Source organism: Micromonospora matsumotoense, from assembly GCF_900091525.1.
GTDB lineage: Bacteria > Actinomycetota > Actinomycetes > Mycobacteriales > Micromonosporaceae > Micromonospora > Micromonospora matsumotoensis.
The window spans coordinates 491,320-508,422 of the sequence record NZ_FMCU01000004.1 but is presented as its reverse complement, the minus strand read 5'-3'; the positions used below and the strand labels follow the sequence as shown (position 1 = coordinate 508,422).

General features: G+C 71.6%; 13 protein-coding genes. 5 read left to right on the top strand and 8 right to left on the bottom strand.

The window, feature by feature from the left end:
- The 6 genes from GA0070216_RS11925 to GA0070216_RS11900 all read right to left on the bottom strand — a co-directional run.
- A partial coding sequence (locus GA0070216_RS11925; protein ID WP_141723059.1) for a chorismate synthase occupies nucleotides 1–636 on the bottom strand: 636 nt, incomplete at its 3' end.
- 5 nt (nucleotides 637–641) lie between these two features.
- Nucleotides 642–1,670, bottom strand: coding sequence for a pseudouridine-5'-phosphate glycosidase (locus GA0070216_RS11920; protein WP_091243861.1), 1,029 nt, complete (start codon nucleotides 1,668–1,670; stop codon nucleotides 642–644).
- A 133-nt stretch (nucleotides 1,671–1,803) separates the two neighbouring features.
- Entirely contained in the window at nucleotides 1,804–5,793 is a 3,990-nt protein-coding gene (locus GA0070216_RS11915) for an amino acid adenylation domain-containing protein (protein WP_091243858.1), read from the bottom strand.
- Between the two features lie 25 nt (nucleotides 5,794–5,818).
- Complete coding sequence (locus tag GA0070216_RS11910; protein ID WP_091243856.1) at nucleotides 5,819–6,736, bottom strand: EamA family transporter; 918 nt, start codon at nucleotides 6,734–6,736, stop codon at nucleotides 5,819–5,821.
- Nucleotides 6,733–7,440, bottom strand: a complete 708-nt coding sequence (upp, locus tag GA0070216_RS11905) for a uracil phosphoribosyltransferase (protein WP_176738933.1) — start codon at nucleotides 7,438–7,440, stop codon at nucleotides 6,733–6,735. The genes GA0070216_RS11910 and upp overlap by 4 nt, the downstream gene beginning before the upstream one ends.
- A gap of 5 nt (nucleotides 7,441–7,445) precedes the next feature.
- Complete coding sequence (locus GA0070216_RS11900; protein WP_091243853.1) at nucleotides 7,446–8,129, bottom strand: phosphoribosylanthranilate isomerase; 684 nt, start codon at nucleotides 8,127–8,129, stop codon at nucleotides 7,446–7,448.
- A gap of 399 nt (nucleotides 8,130–8,528) precedes the next feature.
- On the opposite strand from GA0070216_RS11900, the gene GA0070216_RS11895 reads away from it, so the two are divergent.
- Nucleotides 8,529–9,425, top strand: a complete 897-nt coding sequence (locus tag GA0070216_RS11895) for a haloalkane dehalogenase (protein WP_218108176.1) — start codon at nucleotides 8,529–8,531, stop codon at nucleotides 9,423–9,425.
- A gap of 50 nt (nucleotides 9,426–9,475) precedes the next feature.
- Here the strand turns inward: GA0070216_RS11895 and GA0070216_RS11890 are convergent, their stop codons facing one another.
- Entirely contained in the window at nucleotides 9,476–11,293 is a 1,818-nt protein-coding gene (locus GA0070216_RS11890; protein ID WP_218108175.1) for a class I adenylate-forming enzyme family protein, read from the bottom strand.
- Nucleotides 11,290–12,120, bottom strand: a complete 831-nt coding sequence (locus tag GA0070216_RS11885) for an aminotransferase class IV (protein WP_176738932.1) — start codon at nucleotides 12,118–12,120, stop codon at nucleotides 11,290–11,292. Before GA0070216_RS11885 ends, GA0070216_RS11890 begins: the two co-directional genes overlap by 4 nt.
- Before the next feature lie 309 nt (nucleotides 12,121–12,429).
- Between GA0070216_RS11885 and GA0070216_RS11880 the strand changes: the two genes are divergently transcribed.
- From GA0070216_RS11880 to GA0070216_RS11865, 4 genes are read left to right on the top strand one after another with little or no spacing between them, the layout of a single operon-like run.
- Nucleotides 12,430–13,605: a sulfotransferase family protein gene (locus tag GA0070216_RS11880; protein ID WP_176738931.1), complete on the top strand. Its 1,176-nt coding sequence runs from the start codon at nucleotides 12,430–12,432 to the stop codon at nucleotides 13,603–13,605.
- A complete protein-coding gene (locus tag GA0070216_RS11875) occupies nucleotides 13,602–14,849 on the top strand; it encodes an ABC transporter substrate-binding protein (RefSeq protein ID WP_176738930.1) in 1,248 nt (415 codons plus the stop codon). Before GA0070216_RS11880 ends, GA0070216_RS11875 begins: the two co-directional genes overlap by 4 nt.
- Nucleotides 14,850–14,887: 38 nt before the next feature.
- On the top strand, nucleotides 14,888–15,820 hold the full coding sequence (gene cysD / locus GA0070216_RS11870; RefSeq protein ID WP_091243833.1) for a sulfate adenylyltransferase subunit CysD: 933 nt from the start codon (nucleotides 14,888–14,890) through the stop codon (nucleotides 15,818–15,820).
- The gene (locus GA0070216_RS11865) at nucleotides 15,820–17,085 is read left to right on the top strand and encodes a sulfate adenylyltransferase subunit 1 (protein WP_091243831.1); all 1,266 of its coding nucleotides are present in this window, start codon (nucleotides 15,820–15,822) and stop codon (nucleotides 17,083–17,085) included. Before cysD ends, GA0070216_RS11865 begins: the two co-directional genes overlap by 1 nt.
- Nucleotides 17,086–17,103 lie beyond the last annotated feature (18 nt).

The window sequence follows — 17,103 nt, the reverse complement described above, 5'->3', positions numbered from 1 at the left end:
CGCCGCGTCGACCTCGGCGACCATCCGGGCACTCGCGTCCGGATCGAGACACCGCAACGGGTCCGCGTCGATCCGCTCAGCGTCCTCGGGCGTCGGCCGCAGCCCCGGCTTCGCGGCCACCGACCCCAACTCCACCACATGCGACACGATCTCGATACCGAGGGCCTGCTTCACCAGGGCCTTCGCCACGGTGCCCACGGCCACCCGGGCGGCGGTCTCCCGGGCGCTGGCCCGCTCCAGAATCGGCCGGGCGTCGGTGTGGCCGTACTTCTGCATGCCGGCCAGGTCGGCGTGGCCGGGCCGGGGACGCGTCAACGGCGCGTTCCGGGCCTGACTCGCCAACTCGTCCGGATCGACCAGGTCAGCGGCCATCACCGTCTGCCACTTCGGCCACTCCGAATTCCCCACCCGGATCGCCACCGGACTACCCAAAGTCAACCCATGCCGCAGACCACCGACAACCTCGACCTCATCCCGCTCGAACGCCATCCGCGCACCCCGGCCGTAACCCAACCGACGACGCGACAACTCACCCACGATGTCACCGGTGGTCACCGCCACCCCGGCGGGAACCCCCTCCAACAACGCCACCAGAGCCGGACCATGCGACTCACCTGCAGTCAGCCAACGCCACACCGTCGTCACCGCCCGAGACCGGGCAGGGCGTGCGCCGTCCCGGCAGCCGCCGGCACCGGGGCCGGCGACGAGGCCCCGGCGGTCGCCGGGCTCCCGACCTCGGCCAGGTGTCGGGCGTGGGCCGCGGCGAGGCGGCCACCGGTGCGGGCGGTGCTGATCAGCACCGCCATGTTGGCCCGGGACGAGCGGCCCTGGGTGGCCGCGTCGACGGCGCGCATGAGGTACTTCGTGATGGCGTTGCCGCGTACCCCGTCCCGGCGGGCGGCCGACATCGCCTCGTCGATCGCCTGGTCGACCTCGGCGTCGTCCACGGCCTCCTCGGCGTCGACCGGGGTGGTGATCAGGAAGGAGCTGTGGTTGCCCAGTGCCCAGTGGTTCTCCACCGCGCGGGCGATGACCATGTCGTCGTCGACGCGGCAGGGGCTGGCGAGGCCGCTGGAGACGCAGTAGAAGGCCGGGAAGTCGTCGGAACGGTAGGAGACCACCGGCACCGAGTGGGTCTCCAGGTATTCCATGGTCAGTCCGAGGTCGAGGATCTTCTTGGCGCCGGCGCACACCACGGCGACCCGGGAACGGGTGAACTGGACGAGATCCGAGGAGATGTCCATGCTCGTCTCGGCGCCCCGGTGGACACCGCCGATGCCGGCGGACGCGAAGAACGCGATGCCGGCCAGATCCGCCGCGATCAACGAACTCGCCACCGTCAGCGCGCCCATGCCGCCCCGGGCGAGCGCCACCGGCAGGTCCCGGGCGCTGACCTTGGGGATTCCGGGCGTCGAGGCGAACCGCTCGATGTCCGCCGCGCTCATGCCGACCCGGATCACCCCGTGGTCGACCGCGACCGTCGCCGGCACCGCGCCGCCCGAGCGGACGGCCTCCTCCACCCGGTGCGCGGTGGCGGCGTTGTCCGGGTAGCGCAGCCCGTGGGTGATCACATTGGATTCCAACGTCACCACGGCCCGCCCCTCGGCCAGGGCGTCGGCGACCTCCTCACTCAACCGCACCTCGACGGTGGAGTGGACGTTGCGTGTCATGCGGGCTCCTCGGTCGGTCCGGTCCGGGCAACGCGGGACCGGTTTCGGGCAGGGCAGGTGCGGTTTCGGGCAGGTCGGTCTCGGGTCGCCGGTCGGGTCGGGCCGTCTGTGGCGGGTGCGGGCCGGGGTCGGCTCACTCCTCCAGGACCGCCTCCAGCGCGATGGACACCGCGTCCTCGTCGCAGCCGAACGCCCTGGTCATGGCGCGGGTGACGGCGGTCACCAGGCGGTTGTGCTGCTCGTCGGTCAGGGCGATCGGCAGGTGGGTGATGCTCACGTGCGGGCGGACCGGTCGACGGCGGGACCGGGCGGGCAGCGCCGCCACCACCTGGTGCACCCCGGGTTCGCGCAGCACCGCGTAGTGGTCGGCGGCCAGGTCGACGACCACGGGGGAGAGGTTGCGGCGGGCGACGGCGGTGTCCAGGAAGGACTCCTGGTCGCCCCGGGTCCGCAGCACCGTCACCGGGGCCCGCACCGGCCGCCGGGCGAGTTCGGCCTCGGTGTGGCGCAGCCCGTACGTACGGGCGACGACCCGGGTGATCCGGCGGACCAGCGGCAGGTCCAAGGCGGGGAAGTGCCGCCGGACGAACCCGGTGAAGGTCTCCTCGTCCACGACGGTGGCCAGACACTCCTCGATCACCGGACCGCTGACCGTGCCCGCGAACACGGAGCACAGCACCGCCAGGTACGTCGGGCTGGCGAAGCTCGCCGGGCCGTCAGTGGCCGGGCCCGCCGACACCCGGACCCGGGGTGATCCGGGGGCGATCAGAACGAGTTGGTCCACCTGCTCGCCGGCCTGCTCCAACTGGTACGCGGCCTCCACCGCCACCCGGGTGCCGAACGAGTAACCCCACAGCGTGTAGGGGCCGCGGGGTTGCCGTTCCCGGATCGCCCGGATGTCCTCGGCCGCCATCCGGGAGATCGTGCGGTAGGGCTCCTCTCCCGGGTTCACGCCGTACGCCTGCACGCCGTGGAAGGGCCGGCCGACGGTGCCGGCCAGCAGCCGCAGGTTCATCGGGTAGCCGCCGAGGCCCGGCCAGCAGTAGACGGAGCGACCCTCCCGGGTCCGCGCCAACGGCACCAGCCGGGACCTGCTCACCTGGTCGCGTTGGGCGATGCGCCGCGCCAGTTGGGCCACTGTCGGGCTGTCGAAGATGACCTGCATCGGCAGCGCCGCGCCGAACACCCGGTTGAGCCGGTTGATCAGGGCGACGGCGATCAGCGAGTTGCCGCCACAGGCGAAGAAGTCGTCGTGGACCGAGACCTCGTCCTGGCGGACGGCCTCCTTCCACAGGCGCGCGATGCGGCGCTCCAGGTCGGTGCGCGGTGCCACGAACGGCCGTTGCGGGCCGGGATCGTCGGCCACCCGCGCGGCGAGCGCCGTGAGATCGGTCTTGCCGTTCGCGGTCAGCGGCATCCGGTCGACGATCACCACCTTGTTGGGCAGCATGTAGTCGGGAAGCCGGCCGGCCAGGTCGTCCCGGATCAGCTCCGCCGGCCCCTTCATGTGGACGACGTCCTCCTTCATTCCCCGGCCGGCCACCTGGGCGGGGCTGACCCGCCCACCCACGGCGAAGTACGACGGCCCGTCGGGCAGCCCGTGCCGGCGCAGGATGCCCCGGAGGCGGTGTGCCGACGGCAGGTCGTGACCGGTGTCCGAGCTGTAACCGGAGGACATGAACCCGAAGTCGAGGTCGTTCATGGACAGCCGTTGCAGGGCGCGACCCAGGTCGACGTACCGCCGCCAGCGGGTCGGGGTCGTGCTGACCATGCTGATGCCGATCGCGGCCCGGTCGTACACCTGCTGGTTGATCGCGATGACGTGCTGGCGCAGCACCAGGGCGTCGTCGACCCGGACCAGGTCGCCGTCGCGGTGCAGGTACTGGCCGGGGGGCAGGTCCACGCCCCGGTCCGGGTGGACCTGGACGTACACGTCGATCTCGTCCGGGGGCGGCGGGGTGTACGGGGTCAGCGTGAAGCTGCCGAGGTAGAGGTCGTCGTCGGCGCAGTCGAGGTGCCGGATGGTCGGCGGTGCGTGGTCCGCCGCCGTGACGGTCAGCCCGTACCCGGGGAGGACCTGCTCCAACAGGCCGACCAGGTGGCCGGTCTCGATCTCCAGGACCTCCCGGATGTTGTTGCGGTAGACGGGTTCGATGGCCCGTCGTCGGCCGACCAGGTGCAGCCGGACCGTCGGCTCGGGCTGCGGCGTGGCGGGGCCGATCAGGAACAGCTCGTGGGTGAGGGGATGGTGGTAGTAGTAGCCGGACGGCTGCCCCCACAGCTGGTGGATCTCCAGGTAGAGCTGGGTGGCGTTGAGGGCGCCGGGTGAGGCGTAGCCGTACTTGGGCAGCAACCGTTCGTCGCTGACGAACTGCCCCAGGTAGCGGAGGATCTCCCCGAAGGTGGCCAGGTCGAGCTGATCGAGCGGGCGCGCGGGGAGGTCCCCGTGCGCTGCGGGACGCAGCAGCGCCAGCAGGTCGGCGCGGGTGACCGGCGGTCCCTCGTAGAAGCGGTACGTCTTGCGGGCGAACACCCGCCGCACCTGCTCCTCGGTGGGCTCGGCCCCGGGCAGGGCGAGCGCCGCCCGCCCGGCCAGTTCCTCCGGGGTACGCACCCCGACGTGCGACAACTGCGCCCGGACCTGGAGGCGGCTCTCCTTCGACCGGTGGTGCGCCTCCTGCCGGCCCTGGTCCATCAGCGCCGCCTCGCGCGGGTTGAGTTCGACGAAGGCGAGCAGGTGCGGGTGGCCGGTACGCCTGTCGTCGCGGACCAGCATCCCGGCGTGCCGGACCCACTGGTGGGCCTCCACGGCGAGGCGTACCTCGTCGAGTTCGACCCGGAACCCGCGCAGCTTCACCTGGTTGTCGACCCGGCCGACGAACCGTACGGTGCCGTCGTGGTGGCGGGCGGCCAGGTCGCCGGTGCGGTAGAGCCGCTCGCCGGTGGCCGGGTCGGGCACGAAGCGTTGCGCGGTCAGGGCCGGCCGGTGCAGGTAGCCCCGGGCGAGCTGGATGCCACCGATGAGCAGTTCCCCGACGGTGTCACCGGTCACCGGCACGTCGTCGGTGTCGACGATGACGTAGCGCAGGCCGGCGACGGGCCGGCCGATCGACACGGACTGCTGGGCGTGGTCGAGGGTCGCCGGATCGACGGTGAACGCGGAGGAGTTGATGGTGCACTCGGTGGGGCCGTAGAGGTTGACCAGTGTGCCGGGGTGCGCCCTGAGCACGTCGGCGGCCAGCGTCGTGGACAGCGCCTCACCGCCGGTGAAGATCTGCCGCAGGGTGGTGCAGGCGCCGAGGCGGTCGGTGTCGACGAGCGCCCGCAACAGGGTCGGCACGCACTGCAGGGCGGTGACGCCGTGCCGCCGGATGGTCTCGATGATGGCCTCGGGGTCGCGGTGCAGACCCGGGGTGCCGGCGACGACGGTGCCACCGCAGGCCGGGGCGAGGATCTCCCACTGCGCGGCGTCGAAGCTCATCGGGGTCTTCTGGAGGATGACGGCCTCGTCGAGGCGGTAGGTGTCCCGCAGCCACCGCAGTTGGCTGACGATGCTGCGGTGTTCGATCATCACGCCCTTGGGTCGGCCGGTGCTGCCGGAGGTGTAGATGACGTAGGCGAGGTCGCGGGGGCGCGGCCCGTGGCGGGGCACGTCGGGCGGGGACGCGTCGTGCCACGCGCTCAGCGGCACGATGGACGTGCCGGGCCCGACCAGGTCCGACAGGCGTTCGACGAGGTCGTCCTGGGCGACGACGATGCGGAGCCCGGCGTCGGTGGCCATGTAGCGCAGGCGCTCGTCGGGATAGTCGGGCGCCAGGGGCAGGTAGGCCGCCGACGCGTACAGGATTCCCCAGGCCCCGACGACGAGCGCGGCGGACGGCTCGGCGAAGAGCCCGACCCGGTCGTCGGGGCCGGTGCCCCGCGCGCGGAGGTGGGCCGCGAGGGTACGGGCCCGGCGGGCCAGCTCCCGGCGGGTGATCCCCGCCGGCCCGTGCCGGACGGCGACCGCGTCGGGGTCGGCCCGGACCTGCGCGTCGAGCAGGTCGGGCAGGGTGGCGGCGGCAGGTTCGTGGGCGTCGGTGCCCGGCTCGCGGGCTTCGGTGGTGGCGGGCGTGGTAGGCATGCTTCCCCCTGTGGTGGGTGACGCCTCACCGGCTGGTCAGTGCCGGGGGTGCCACCGACACCGGGGCGGGTGGCGGTGCCGGCGGGGACGACCTGCGCTGGGCGAGGGCGACTGCGGCGACGATGACCAGGGCTCCGACGAGCTGGGCGGCGCTGAGTTTCTGGTCGAGGAAGGCGAAGCCCAGCAGGCTGGCGACGATCGGGCTGACCAGGCTGAGGAAGGAGGCGGCCAGGGCGGGCAGCCGTTCCAGCCCGCGGAACCAGACCGCGTAGCCGAACAGCGATCCGACGATGCCCAGGTAGGCCAGGCCGGCCAGGTTCGGACCGGTGAGGTGGTCCGGCAGCCCCTCCAGCAGCAGGGTGGCGGGGAGCAGGACCAACCCGCCGGCGGTCAGCTGCCAGCCGGTGAACTGCAACACCCCGACCCCGGGGGGCCGCGCCCACCGTTTGGTCAGCACGATTCCGCTGGCCATGCTGGCCGCACCGGCCAGGGCAGCGACGACGCCCAGCGGATCCAGCTCGGCGGTCGGGCGCAGCACCAGCAGCGCGACCCCGGTCGCCCCGAGCAGGCACGCCACGACGTGCAGCGGGCGGATGCGGTCGCGCAGCAGCAGCGCTGCGAGGACCAGCACGAGCATCGGCTGGAACGACATGATCAGGGCTGCGACGCCGCCGGGCAGCCGGTACGCGGCGATGAAGAGCAGCACGAAGAACAGGCCGATGTTGAGGGTGCCGAGCAGCAGCGCCCGCCAGATCCACGCGCCACGCGGCATCACCCGGCCGAAGGCCATCAGGGCGAGTCCGGCCGGCAGGGCGCGGGCGAGGGCGGCCAGGTACGGCCGGCCGGGGGGCAGCAGTTCGGTGGTGACGAGGTACGTGCTTCCCCAGATCGCCGGTGCCAGGGCGGTGATCCCGATGTCGCTGACGACTCCACCGCGCCTCATCGGGGCTGGTCCGTCCCGAAGTAACGGTCACCGAAGTCACCGATGCCGGGCACCATGTAGGCGTCCCCGTTGAGGCGTTCCTCGACGGCGGAGGTGACGATCCGTACCCGGGGGTGCCGGTCGTGGACCGCGCTGATGCCCTCCGGCGAGGAGAGCAGGGTGACGAAGACGATGTCCTCCTCGAAGACCCCGTATTCGCGGAGCAGGGCGATCGCGGCCAGCGCGGTGCCGCCGGTGGCGAGCATCGGGTCCAGCAGCAGCACCTGGGACGTGGCGATGTCCGGGGGCAGGGCCGCGTAGTGCAGGTGCGGCAGCTTCGTGGTCCTGTCCCGTTGGATCAGGATCTTGCCGATCCGGGTCTGCGGCAGCATGGCCCGCAGCTCCGCCTCCATGCTCTCGCCGGCACGGGCGATGGACACCCCGCAGACCGGTGCGGCCGGCCGTAGCCCGTGGTAGGTCTGCCCGACCGGGGTCCGTACCGACCGCGTCGTGACCGGGAGCAGGTCGAGGGCGGTGTCGAGGAGCAGCCGGAAGATCTGGGCGGAGGTCTGCACGAAGTCGGCCCGGGAGGCGTCGCGGTCGCGGATGACCGTGTGCAGCGACCGCAGCCGGTTGGTCTGCGGCAGCAGGTGCAGGCGGGTGGTCACGGGGGGGCCGGTCACGGCGGTGTGGCTGGGGCCGGTGTCGATGGCGGTGTCGGTCATGGCTCTCAGTCCTGTCCGGCGAGGTCGGCGAACGCCTGGCGGGCGACGGTGACGAACCGGCGCACCTTCGCGCGGTCCTTGCGGCGGTCGGCGCCCTCCAGGCCGGTGTGCGCGTCGACGGCGGCGGGGCGTACCGCGGCGATGGCCGCCGCCACGTTGTCGGGGTTCAGGCCACCGGCCAGCATCAGCGGCCGGGGCGCGACGCGGACCAGCTCGGCGCTGACCGACCAGTCGTGGACGAGGCCGGTCGCGCCCTTGGCGCCGGTGGCGGGGTTGAAGCTGTCGGTGATGTACATGTCGACCCACTCGGCGCTCTCATCGACGATCTTGGTCAGTTCGTCGATGTTGTCCTCCTTGACCACGAGGCTCTTGAGGACATAAAGGTCGGGGTCGATCTGACGCAACCGGCGCAGCTGCGCGGGGTCGACGTCGCCGTGCAGCTGCACGGCGGTGACGCCGAGTTCGGCGCAGAACTGCCGGATCTCCTCGGCCTCGGTCAGATAGGTGATCAGCACGCCCCGGTGGCGGGGCTGGATCGCCGCGACGATGGCGGCGGCGGCGGCCTCGGACAGGTCCTCGTTCTTCGCCGGCAACCGCAGGGCGAACCCCAGCCAGTCGGCGCCCTCCGCGCAGATCAGGTCGGCCTCGTCCTGGTCGATGACCCCGGCGACCTGGATCAGTCCCTGCATCTGGTCCTCCCTCTTTCGTGAGCCGGCGGAAAACCCGCGTGGCGCATTTGACATATCGGTGGCGTCCGGAGATCCGAGAAACACTCGTCCGGGCCCTCGGGTCGACACAGGAAACGTACGAAGCGGCGGTGCCGGTGCACAGGCCCATGTGCGAAGTCGCGTCGGTGCCATTTGCGTCGGCGGTCGGGCCGGTCGGGGCCGGTCACGGCATCCGGCATCGCCTGACCAGGGCGGAGCCGAGTCAGATTCACCATGTCATTCTTTGACTTTTCGCGAACAGTTCATGAATGGTGTCGGGCTGCGGAGCGCGAACTGTCGTCCGTGGCCGGACACGCCGTCACACGGATTCCCCGGAATTGCCTGGCCCGCTTGCTATCACTGGGGCGAGGAGGTCTACAAGTGACACACAGTTCCATGCCCGCCGCGGTGCCCGTCTCCGTGGCCGACCCACACCCACGCCGTCGGATCGACCTGTGCGGGACCCACCTCTCGTACGTCGACGTGGGGGCCGGTGATCCGATCGTGTTCCTGCACGGCAACCCCACCTACTCGTACCTGTGGCGCAACATCATCCCGGCGGTCCGCGACCAGGGTCGCTGCCTCGCCCCCGACCTGGTCGGGATGGGCGGCTCCGGGCCGGCGCCCGACGGCCGCTACCGCTTCACCGACCAGGCGCGGTATCTCGACGCCTGGTTCGACGCCGTGGTGGGCGACCGGCCGGTCACCCTGGTGCTGCACGACTGGGGTTCCGCGCTGGGTTTCCACTGGGCGGCCCGCCACCCCGAGCGGGTCCGGGCCATCGCCTACCTGGAGGCGATCGTCCAACCCCGCCGGTGGAGCGACTTCGAGGCCGGCCGCGACCAGCTCTTCCGTGCCATGCGCTCGCCCGAGGGGGAACGCATGGTGCTCCAGGAGAACTTCTTCGTCGAGGTGGTGCTGCCGCGCAGTGTGGTGCGCCCCCTGTCGGAGGCGGAACTGGACCACTACCGCCGGCCCTTCGGTGACCCCGACTCCCGACGGCCGACCCTCGTGTTCCCCCGGGAGCTGCCCATCGAGGGCGAGCCGGCGGACGTGACGGCCATCGTCGAGGAGTACGGCCGGTGGCTGGTCGCCTCGCCGGTGCCGAAGCTGCTGGTGGTCGCCGAGCCGGGGGCGTTGCTGACCGGCCGGGCGCTGGCGTTCGCCCGGACCTTCCCCCACCAGCGCGAGGTCACCGTCACCGGCAGCCACTACGTGCAGGAGGACTCGCCGGACGAGATCGGCGCCGCGTTGCGGGACTTCGTCGCCACGTGCTGAGGACGCGCTCCGGGGCGGGCGGTGGGGAAACCGCCCGCCCCGGTGGCCGCTCAGACGGCGGAGGTGGCCTGGTCCTGCGGGGCCCCGGCGGTCGCCTGCGAGGTGCTCAGCTCCCGCAGGACCGACTGCTCGGTGCGGGTACGCGCCACGTCCAGCCCGCCGTCGTCGTCGGTCAGCAGCAGCTGGGCGAACTGCGCCCGCACCTCACGCTTGAGTACCTTGCCGGTGACCCCGAGCGGGATCTTGGTGTCGTCCTTGGAGATCACCGCCGCCGCCAGCTCGTGCCGGCCCGCCGCCCGCAGGGCGCGGTTGACCAGGGTCAGCAGCTCCTCGGCGGAGATGTCCGCCTGGTCGATGAGCCGCAGCGCGGCGATCGGCGCGAACGAGGTCGGCTCGACCGGGTCGACCACCCCGACGACGGCGCAGTCCACGACCGCCCGGCACGCCTTGAAGATCTCCTCTTCGAGGGTGAGGCTGTAGACCGGTCCGCGTCGCGTCGTGATCACGTCCGTCGTCCGGTCGTAGTGGTAGAAGCGGCCCTTGTCGTCCCGGTAGCCGATGTCACCGGTCAGCCAGTAGCCGTTGCGGATGGACTTGTGCGTCAGCTCGTGGTTGCCCCAGTAGCCCAGGGTCACCGTCGGGGTGTGCACCGCCAGGTAGCCGACCTCGTTGGGGCCCAGCTCCCGACCGTCCTCGTCGAAGACCACCGCGTCCTCGACGATCGGCTCGGGGTAGCCGACGCAGCGGTCGTAGGCGTCGGTCTTGGGACCGTGGATGTTGAGGAACAGCGCCATGCCCATCTCCGAGGCGCCCAACCCGTCGAGGTAGTGCGACCCCGGCCGCCAGCTGCCGTTCTCCCGGTGCCGGCCGAGCCGGACCAGCTCCCGGACGTGGGCCTCGTGCGAGGCGTCCGCCGTGCTGATCCAGGTCGTCACGTTCGCCGCGGCGGACGGCTCCAGGCCGAGCGCGAGCATCTCGGTGAAGGTGATCGGGAAGCCGGTCACCACGCTGGGCTTCCACCACCGCATCGCCTGGGCCACCGTCGCCCCGTCCTGGGACTCCATCACCAGGGTGGGCAGGCCGATGAGGGTGGCCATCATCATGTAGCTGTAGCCGGACGAGTGCGAGGCCGGGAAGGCCAGCAGCATCTTGTCGTCCGGGCCGGACGGCAGCGTCATGATCCGGGGGCGCTTGCCGGCGAAGAACTGGCGGTGGCCGAACGTGGCGGCCTTGGGCATGCCGGTGGTGCCCGAGGAGTGCGAGATGAGCACCGGGTCGCGGTCGCCGTGCCGGTAGGGGTAGACCCCGGGCAGCGGGCCGGCCGGCGGCGCGGCGTGCATCTCCTCCTGCGAGGCGGTGAACCGGAACGGACGGGCGTCGGCCATGCCGTTGAGCAGCGGGCCGAGCTTGTCCGCGTCGACCACCACGCCGACCGCGTCGAGCCGGTCGAGGTACTTGGCGGCGGTGTCGGGCAGCATGTTCGGGTTGATCACGGCGGGGATCGCCCCGAGGCTGTTGAGCGCCAGGAAGTGCACGAAGCTCGCCATGCCGTTGCGGGTGAACACCCCCACCCGGTCGCCGTGGGTGACCCCGGCGTTGTGGTACCACCGGGCGTACCGCTCGGTCTGGTCGCGCAGCGTCGCCAGGCTGTAGACGATCAGGTCGTCCGGGCCGCCGCCGGGCGGCAGGTGGTGGAACAGCGGCGCGTCGTGGTCCTGCCCCCGCTCCAGGGCATGCCACAGGAAGTCGCCCGCGCCGAGCTGACGCGTGGCCAGCAGCTCCAGCCGGGCCCGCAGCCCCCGGTGCGACCGCCCGAAGTGCATGCGCGGGACCGATGCCAGATAACGCTGTAGTGACCTGAGCTTCATGGTGCCTCCTCGGTGCTTCGGTGCGGCCAGATGGCCTCGGGGTCGGGCAGGGGTTCGCTCAGCGCGTCGAGATGGGCGCGCCACTCGTGCAACCGCCGCTCGTGGACGGGAGCGGTCGGCTGTCCGTTGATCTCGGTCAGTACTCGGATGCCGTGCAGGGCACTGGTGATCCACACCTCGCTGTCGAGCAGCTCCGCCACGCTCGGCAGGCGGTGCCGCACCGGCAGGCCGAGCGCGGCGCAGCGGGCCAGCAGCAGCCGCCGGGTGACGCCGGGCAGGATCCGCCCGTCGTCCGGCGGGGTGTGCAGGATGCCGGCCGACCACCAGTAGAGCGTGCTGAACGCCCCCTCGCGGACCAGACCCTGCTCGTCGCACAGCAGGGCCTCGTCGGCGCCCGCGTCCTGGGCGGCGGCCCTGATCTTCTCCAGCTTCTCGAAGTCCGGCCCCTTGAGGTGGGGCAGCCGCCGGGGGTCCGGATGCGGCCAGAGCCAGCCGCGTGCCCTGCTGACCAGTGGTGGGGCGGGACGCAGCCGCAGGGCCAGCCGCTGCGTGGGGATCATGTGCAGTTCGATGCGGGGGAACCAGACCCCGGAGCGGGGCAGCGCCGCGGTGACCGACGTCCCGAAGGACGCCACCCGGTGCGCCGGGACCCCGAACCGTTGCACGGCGGCACCGAAGCGTCGCCAGTGCAGCGGATAGGCCCGTGCCCGACCATCGGTCAGGAGCCAGGAGTCGGCGACGACGGGTCGGTACCGACTGTCCTCGATTCCTTCGCTGACCCCCGTCTCCCACAGCAGCAGGGGGACGGCCCGAGTCGCCGACGGCATCTGGTCCTCCGATCCGCGGTGCATCGCCGATTGGCTGGGCCGACCATAGGGCCGCTGCTCGCCACCGCTCCAGAGCCACATTGACGTCGGACCCCGGGCCACTTGTCGGCGTCGGCTTTGGTTCCCCGGAAACGGCTGATGTGGCCCTGTACCGACCGGGGTCGGGTGCCTATCGTCGCTACCTACCGTGACCGTTGTTCACATTCGTCGCGGTCCGTCGGTCGGTCCGGCTCCGCGGTGCGGCGCACCGACCGCGCGGACCGGCAGCCCGATCCGCCGCGCTTGCAGCCAGATAGAGGGGAGTACGCCGTGACCGCCGTCATCGAACCGAGTCAGGACACCTACCGGGTGGAGGAGTTCGTCGAGGCAGCCCGGGAGAGGGCGGGAGTTCCGGGCTTCGAGTTCGCGCACCTCGACGCCCTCGACCGGCTCCTGGGGGCGTTGGACACGGAGGGTGGCCTGAACGAGGCCGGCCGCCGGTCGGTCCGGGGCGCCCTGATCGCCGCGCTCGCCACCCAGGCCGCCGCTCACCGGGCCCGGGTGAAGAACCCCGAGATCGCCTCGACCGAGATCCACCAGCCGGTGTTCGTCACGGGCATGACCCGCAGCGGCACCACGCTGATGCACAACCTGCTCGGCCAGCACCCGGATCTGCGGGCACCCGACCTGTGGGAGCTGATGGCGCCCGCGACCGACGACCGCGACGAGGCGACCCGGCAGGCGCTGGTCCGGGCCGCGGAGAACTTCTGCACCGACTACTACACGGTCGCGCCGGCGCTCAAGCCGGTGCACCTGTGGGAGCCGCACCGCCCGGACGAGGACCACCGGCTGACCGCGCCGACGTTCAAGACCATGGCGTACGAGCTGCGCTACACCGTGCCCAGCTACGGCGAGTGGCTGCGGACCCAGGACCAGTACGACGCCTACGACTACCACCGCTACCTGATGCAGCACATCGTCTGGCGGGTGCCCACCGACACGCTGGTGCTCAAGGACCCGTTCCACCTGTGGCGGGCCGACGCGCTCGCCCGCACCTACCCGGACGCCCGGCTGATCTACATGCACCGCGCCCCGAGCGTCACCATCCCCTCGACGTGCAGCCTCACCGAGATCATCCGACTCGCGCGCGCCGACCAGGTGGACCGTCTCGCGCTGGGTACGCTCTGGACCGAACGCTTCGCGGAGATGCTCGACCTGTTCGCGCGCGCCGAGCGGGACAAGATCGCCGACACGCCGGTGCTCGACGTCGACTACCAGCGCCTGATGGCCGACCCGATCGCGGTGATGGCCGAGATCTGCGAATTCCTCGGTGCCCGCTGGGACGGCGAGGTCGAGCAGGCGTTCCGCGGCTACCTCGCGGCGAACCGCAAGGACAAGCTCGGCAGGCACGTCTACCGGGCCGAGGACTACGGCCTCGACGCCGACGAGCTCGACGAGCGCTTCTCCGCATACCTGACGAAGTACCAGATCGGAGGACGGGTGTGAGCACGACGTCGGAGCCCACGGTGCTGGAGACGGTCAACGACCAGGTCCGCGCCTTCGCCCGCACGGTGGCGGGTGCACCCACCGTCACCGTGGGCATCGTGACCCCACTGTCCCTGCCCGGTGACCCCACGGCCGGCACGCTCGCCGTGCGCGGGGCCCTGATCGGCGCCGAGTACGTGCGGGACCACGGTGGAATCCGCGACGGCCTCCAGTTCGACTTCGTCGTCCGGGACGACCAGGAGACCGTCACGCTCGACGGTGGCACGATGCCCCGCTCGGCGGTGGGCGCGCTGGCGAAGGTGGCGATCGTCGACCGGGCGTTGGCCGTCCTGGGCCCCTGGCACCTGCGCTACACCGAGGAGGTCGCGGAGCTGGCCGACCGGATCGGGGTGCCGCTGTTCATCGAGAACGCCCATCCGGCGGTCACCGCGCAGCAGCGGCGGGCGGTCTTCCGGACGTTCACCTCGATGGCCGAGCGCGCCCCGGTGCTGATCCGGTTCGCCGCCGAGCAGGGCTTCCGGCGGGTCGGCCTGATCCACGCCGACACGGTGTTCGGCCGTAGCGCCGCCGCGTTGCTCACCGCCGAGTTGCAGGCGGCGGACGAGCCGATGGAGCTGTACGCCGTGGAGTTCGACCAGGAGTCGACGACGGACCTGCGCCCCCAGCTGCGCGAGATCCAGCAGTGGCAGCCGGACGTGGTGATCAACGTCGGGGTGGTCCGCACCAACCACCTCATCGTGCAGCAGGCCGCCGAGATCGGGCTGCTGCCGCAGGTGCCCATGTTGGCGCCGTTCCAGTGGCCACTGCGGGCGGCGGACTACTGGAAGGCGCTCGGCACGCACGGCCTGCACCTGGTGTGGCCGGCCACCCAGTTCAGCCCGAACTGGTCGGGGCTCACCCCGATCGGCCGGTGGTTCGTGGACCGCTACCGCGACACGTACGGCACGATGCCGCCGGACACCGCCCTCAACGCCTTCACCGACATCACCATCATCGCCCAGGCCCTGCGCCAGGCGGACGGGGTCGGGCGGGCGGAGCTGATCGACGCGTTGGAGAAGGGCACCTTCGACACCTGGCGTGGACCGGTCAGCTTCGCCCGCGGCGAGACCCACTGGCACCACAGCCCGCCGCCGGTGGTGCTCCAGCAGTACCAGGAGATCGACCAGGACATCTCCACCGTGCCGATCGTCTACCCGCCCGAGCTGCGTACCGCAGGGTACGTGCGACCGGGCACCTCGACCTGACCGGCCCACCGGGCCGACACCTGTGGGGAGACAACGCCATGGCGTTCACTCAGACCGCATCCGAGACCGCACCCAGCCTGCGGATGTCCTACCTCGACGTCCTCGAGGCCGAGGCGGTGCACATCATCCGTGAGGTGGCGGGCACGCTGGAGCGACCCGTCCTGCTCTTCAGCGGCGGCAAGGACTCCGCCGTCATGCTCCACCTGGCCCGCAAGGCGTTCCTGCCGGGCCTGCTGCCCTTCCCCGTCATGCACGTCGACACCGGGCACAACTTTCCCGAGGTGATCGAGTACCGCGACAAGGTGGTGGCGGAGCACCAGCTCACGCTGCGGGTGGCACACGTCCAGGACTACATCGACGACGGCCGGCTGACCGAGCGTCCCGACGGCAGCCGGAACCCGTTGCAGACCGTACCGCTGCTCGACGCCATCGGGCAGCACCGGTTCGACGCCGTGTTCGGCGGCGGCCGCCGCGACGAGGAGAAGGCGCGGGCCAAGGAGCGGGTGTTCTCGCTGCGCGACGAGTTCGGGCAGTGGGACCCGCGCCAGCAACGCCCGGAGCTGTGGAACCTGTACAACGGCCGGCACGACCCCGGCGGTCACGTGCGGGTCTTCCCGCTGTCGAACTGGACCGAACTCGACGTGTGGCACTACATCGCCCGGGAGGAGATACCCCTGCCCGCCATCTACTTCGCCCATCAGCGCCGGGTCTTCCTGCGCAACGGGATGTGGCTGGCGCCGGGGGAGTGGGGCGGACCGCGCCGCGACGAGCAGGTGCAGGAACGCACCGTGCGGTACCGCACGGTCGGGGACATGTCCTGCACCGGGGCCCTGGTGTCCGAGGCCGCCACCATCGACGAGGTGATCGCCGAGATCAGCCTGTCCCGGATCACCGAACGGGGATCGAGCCGGGCCGACGACAAGTTGTCGGACACCGCCATGGAGGACCGCAAGCGGGAGGGGTACTTCTAGTGACCACGCTCAGCCTCGACACCGCCCGGGACAGCGAGCTGCTCCGGCTCGCCACCGCCGGTTCCGTCGACGACGGAAAGTCCACCCTGGTGGGCCGTCTCCTCTACGACTCCAAGTCGGTGCTGGCCGACCAGTTGGAGGCGGTGGAGTCCGCCAGCCGCGCCCGTGGCTACGGACAGGCCGACCTGGCCCTGCTGACCGACGGGCTGCGGGCCGAACGCGAACAGGGCATCACCATCGACGTCGCCTACCGCTACTTCGCCACCGGAAACCGCCGGTTCATCCTGGCCGACACCCCCGGGCACGTGCAGTACACCCGGAACATGGTCACCGGTGCCTCCACCGCCCACCTGGCCGTGATCCTGGTCGACGCCCGGCACGGGGTGGTGACCCAGACCCGGCGACACACCGCCGTGGCCGCACTGCTGCGTACCCCGCACGTGGTGCTGGCGGTCAACAAGATGGACCTGGTGGACTTCGCCGAGGAGCGGTTCGCCGAGATCGACGACGAGTTCCGCCGGCTGGCCGGCTCGCTCGGGATACCCGACGTGCGGTCCATCCCGTTGTCGGCGCTGCGCGGCGACAACGTCGTCGACGCCTCGACCGAGATGCCGTGGTACACCGGGCCGACCTTCCTGCAACACCTGGAGCGGGTCGACCTCGACGAGGACCTGACCGCGCTGCCGGCCCGGCTGCCGGTGCAGTACGTCCTGCCCGGGAACGGGGCGCCCGCCGGTCAGCTCGTCGCCGGTCAGCTCCGCGTCGGCCAGCAGGTCCTGGTCATGCCGACAGGACGGCCGGCGGTGGTCACCGCCATCCACCGGCTCGGCACACCGACGGAGCACGCCCGCGCCGGGATGTCGATCAGCGTCCAGCTCGACGTCGAGGGCGACGTCGGGCGGGGCGACATGATCGTCGCGGCGGACCGGATACCGACGACGACCCGGCAGGTCTCCGCGACGCTGTGCCACGTCGCGGAGCGCCGGCTCGCCGAGGGCGCCCGGGTGCTGGTGCAGCACCAGACCCGGGTGGTCGGGGGGACGGTGGCGTCGATCGTCGACCGCCTCGACCTCGCCACCGTGGAGCACACCCCGAACTCCGACCCGCTGGCCGTCAACGACATCGCGAGCGTGGTGCTGGATCTCGACGAACCGATCGCCGCGGACCCCTACCGCCTCATCCGGGGCACGGGGTCGCTGCTGCTCATCGACCCCCGCGACGGGGCGACCCTCAGTGCCGGCCTGGTGGGTCCGGCGTTCCGATGAATCAACCGAAGGATGTAC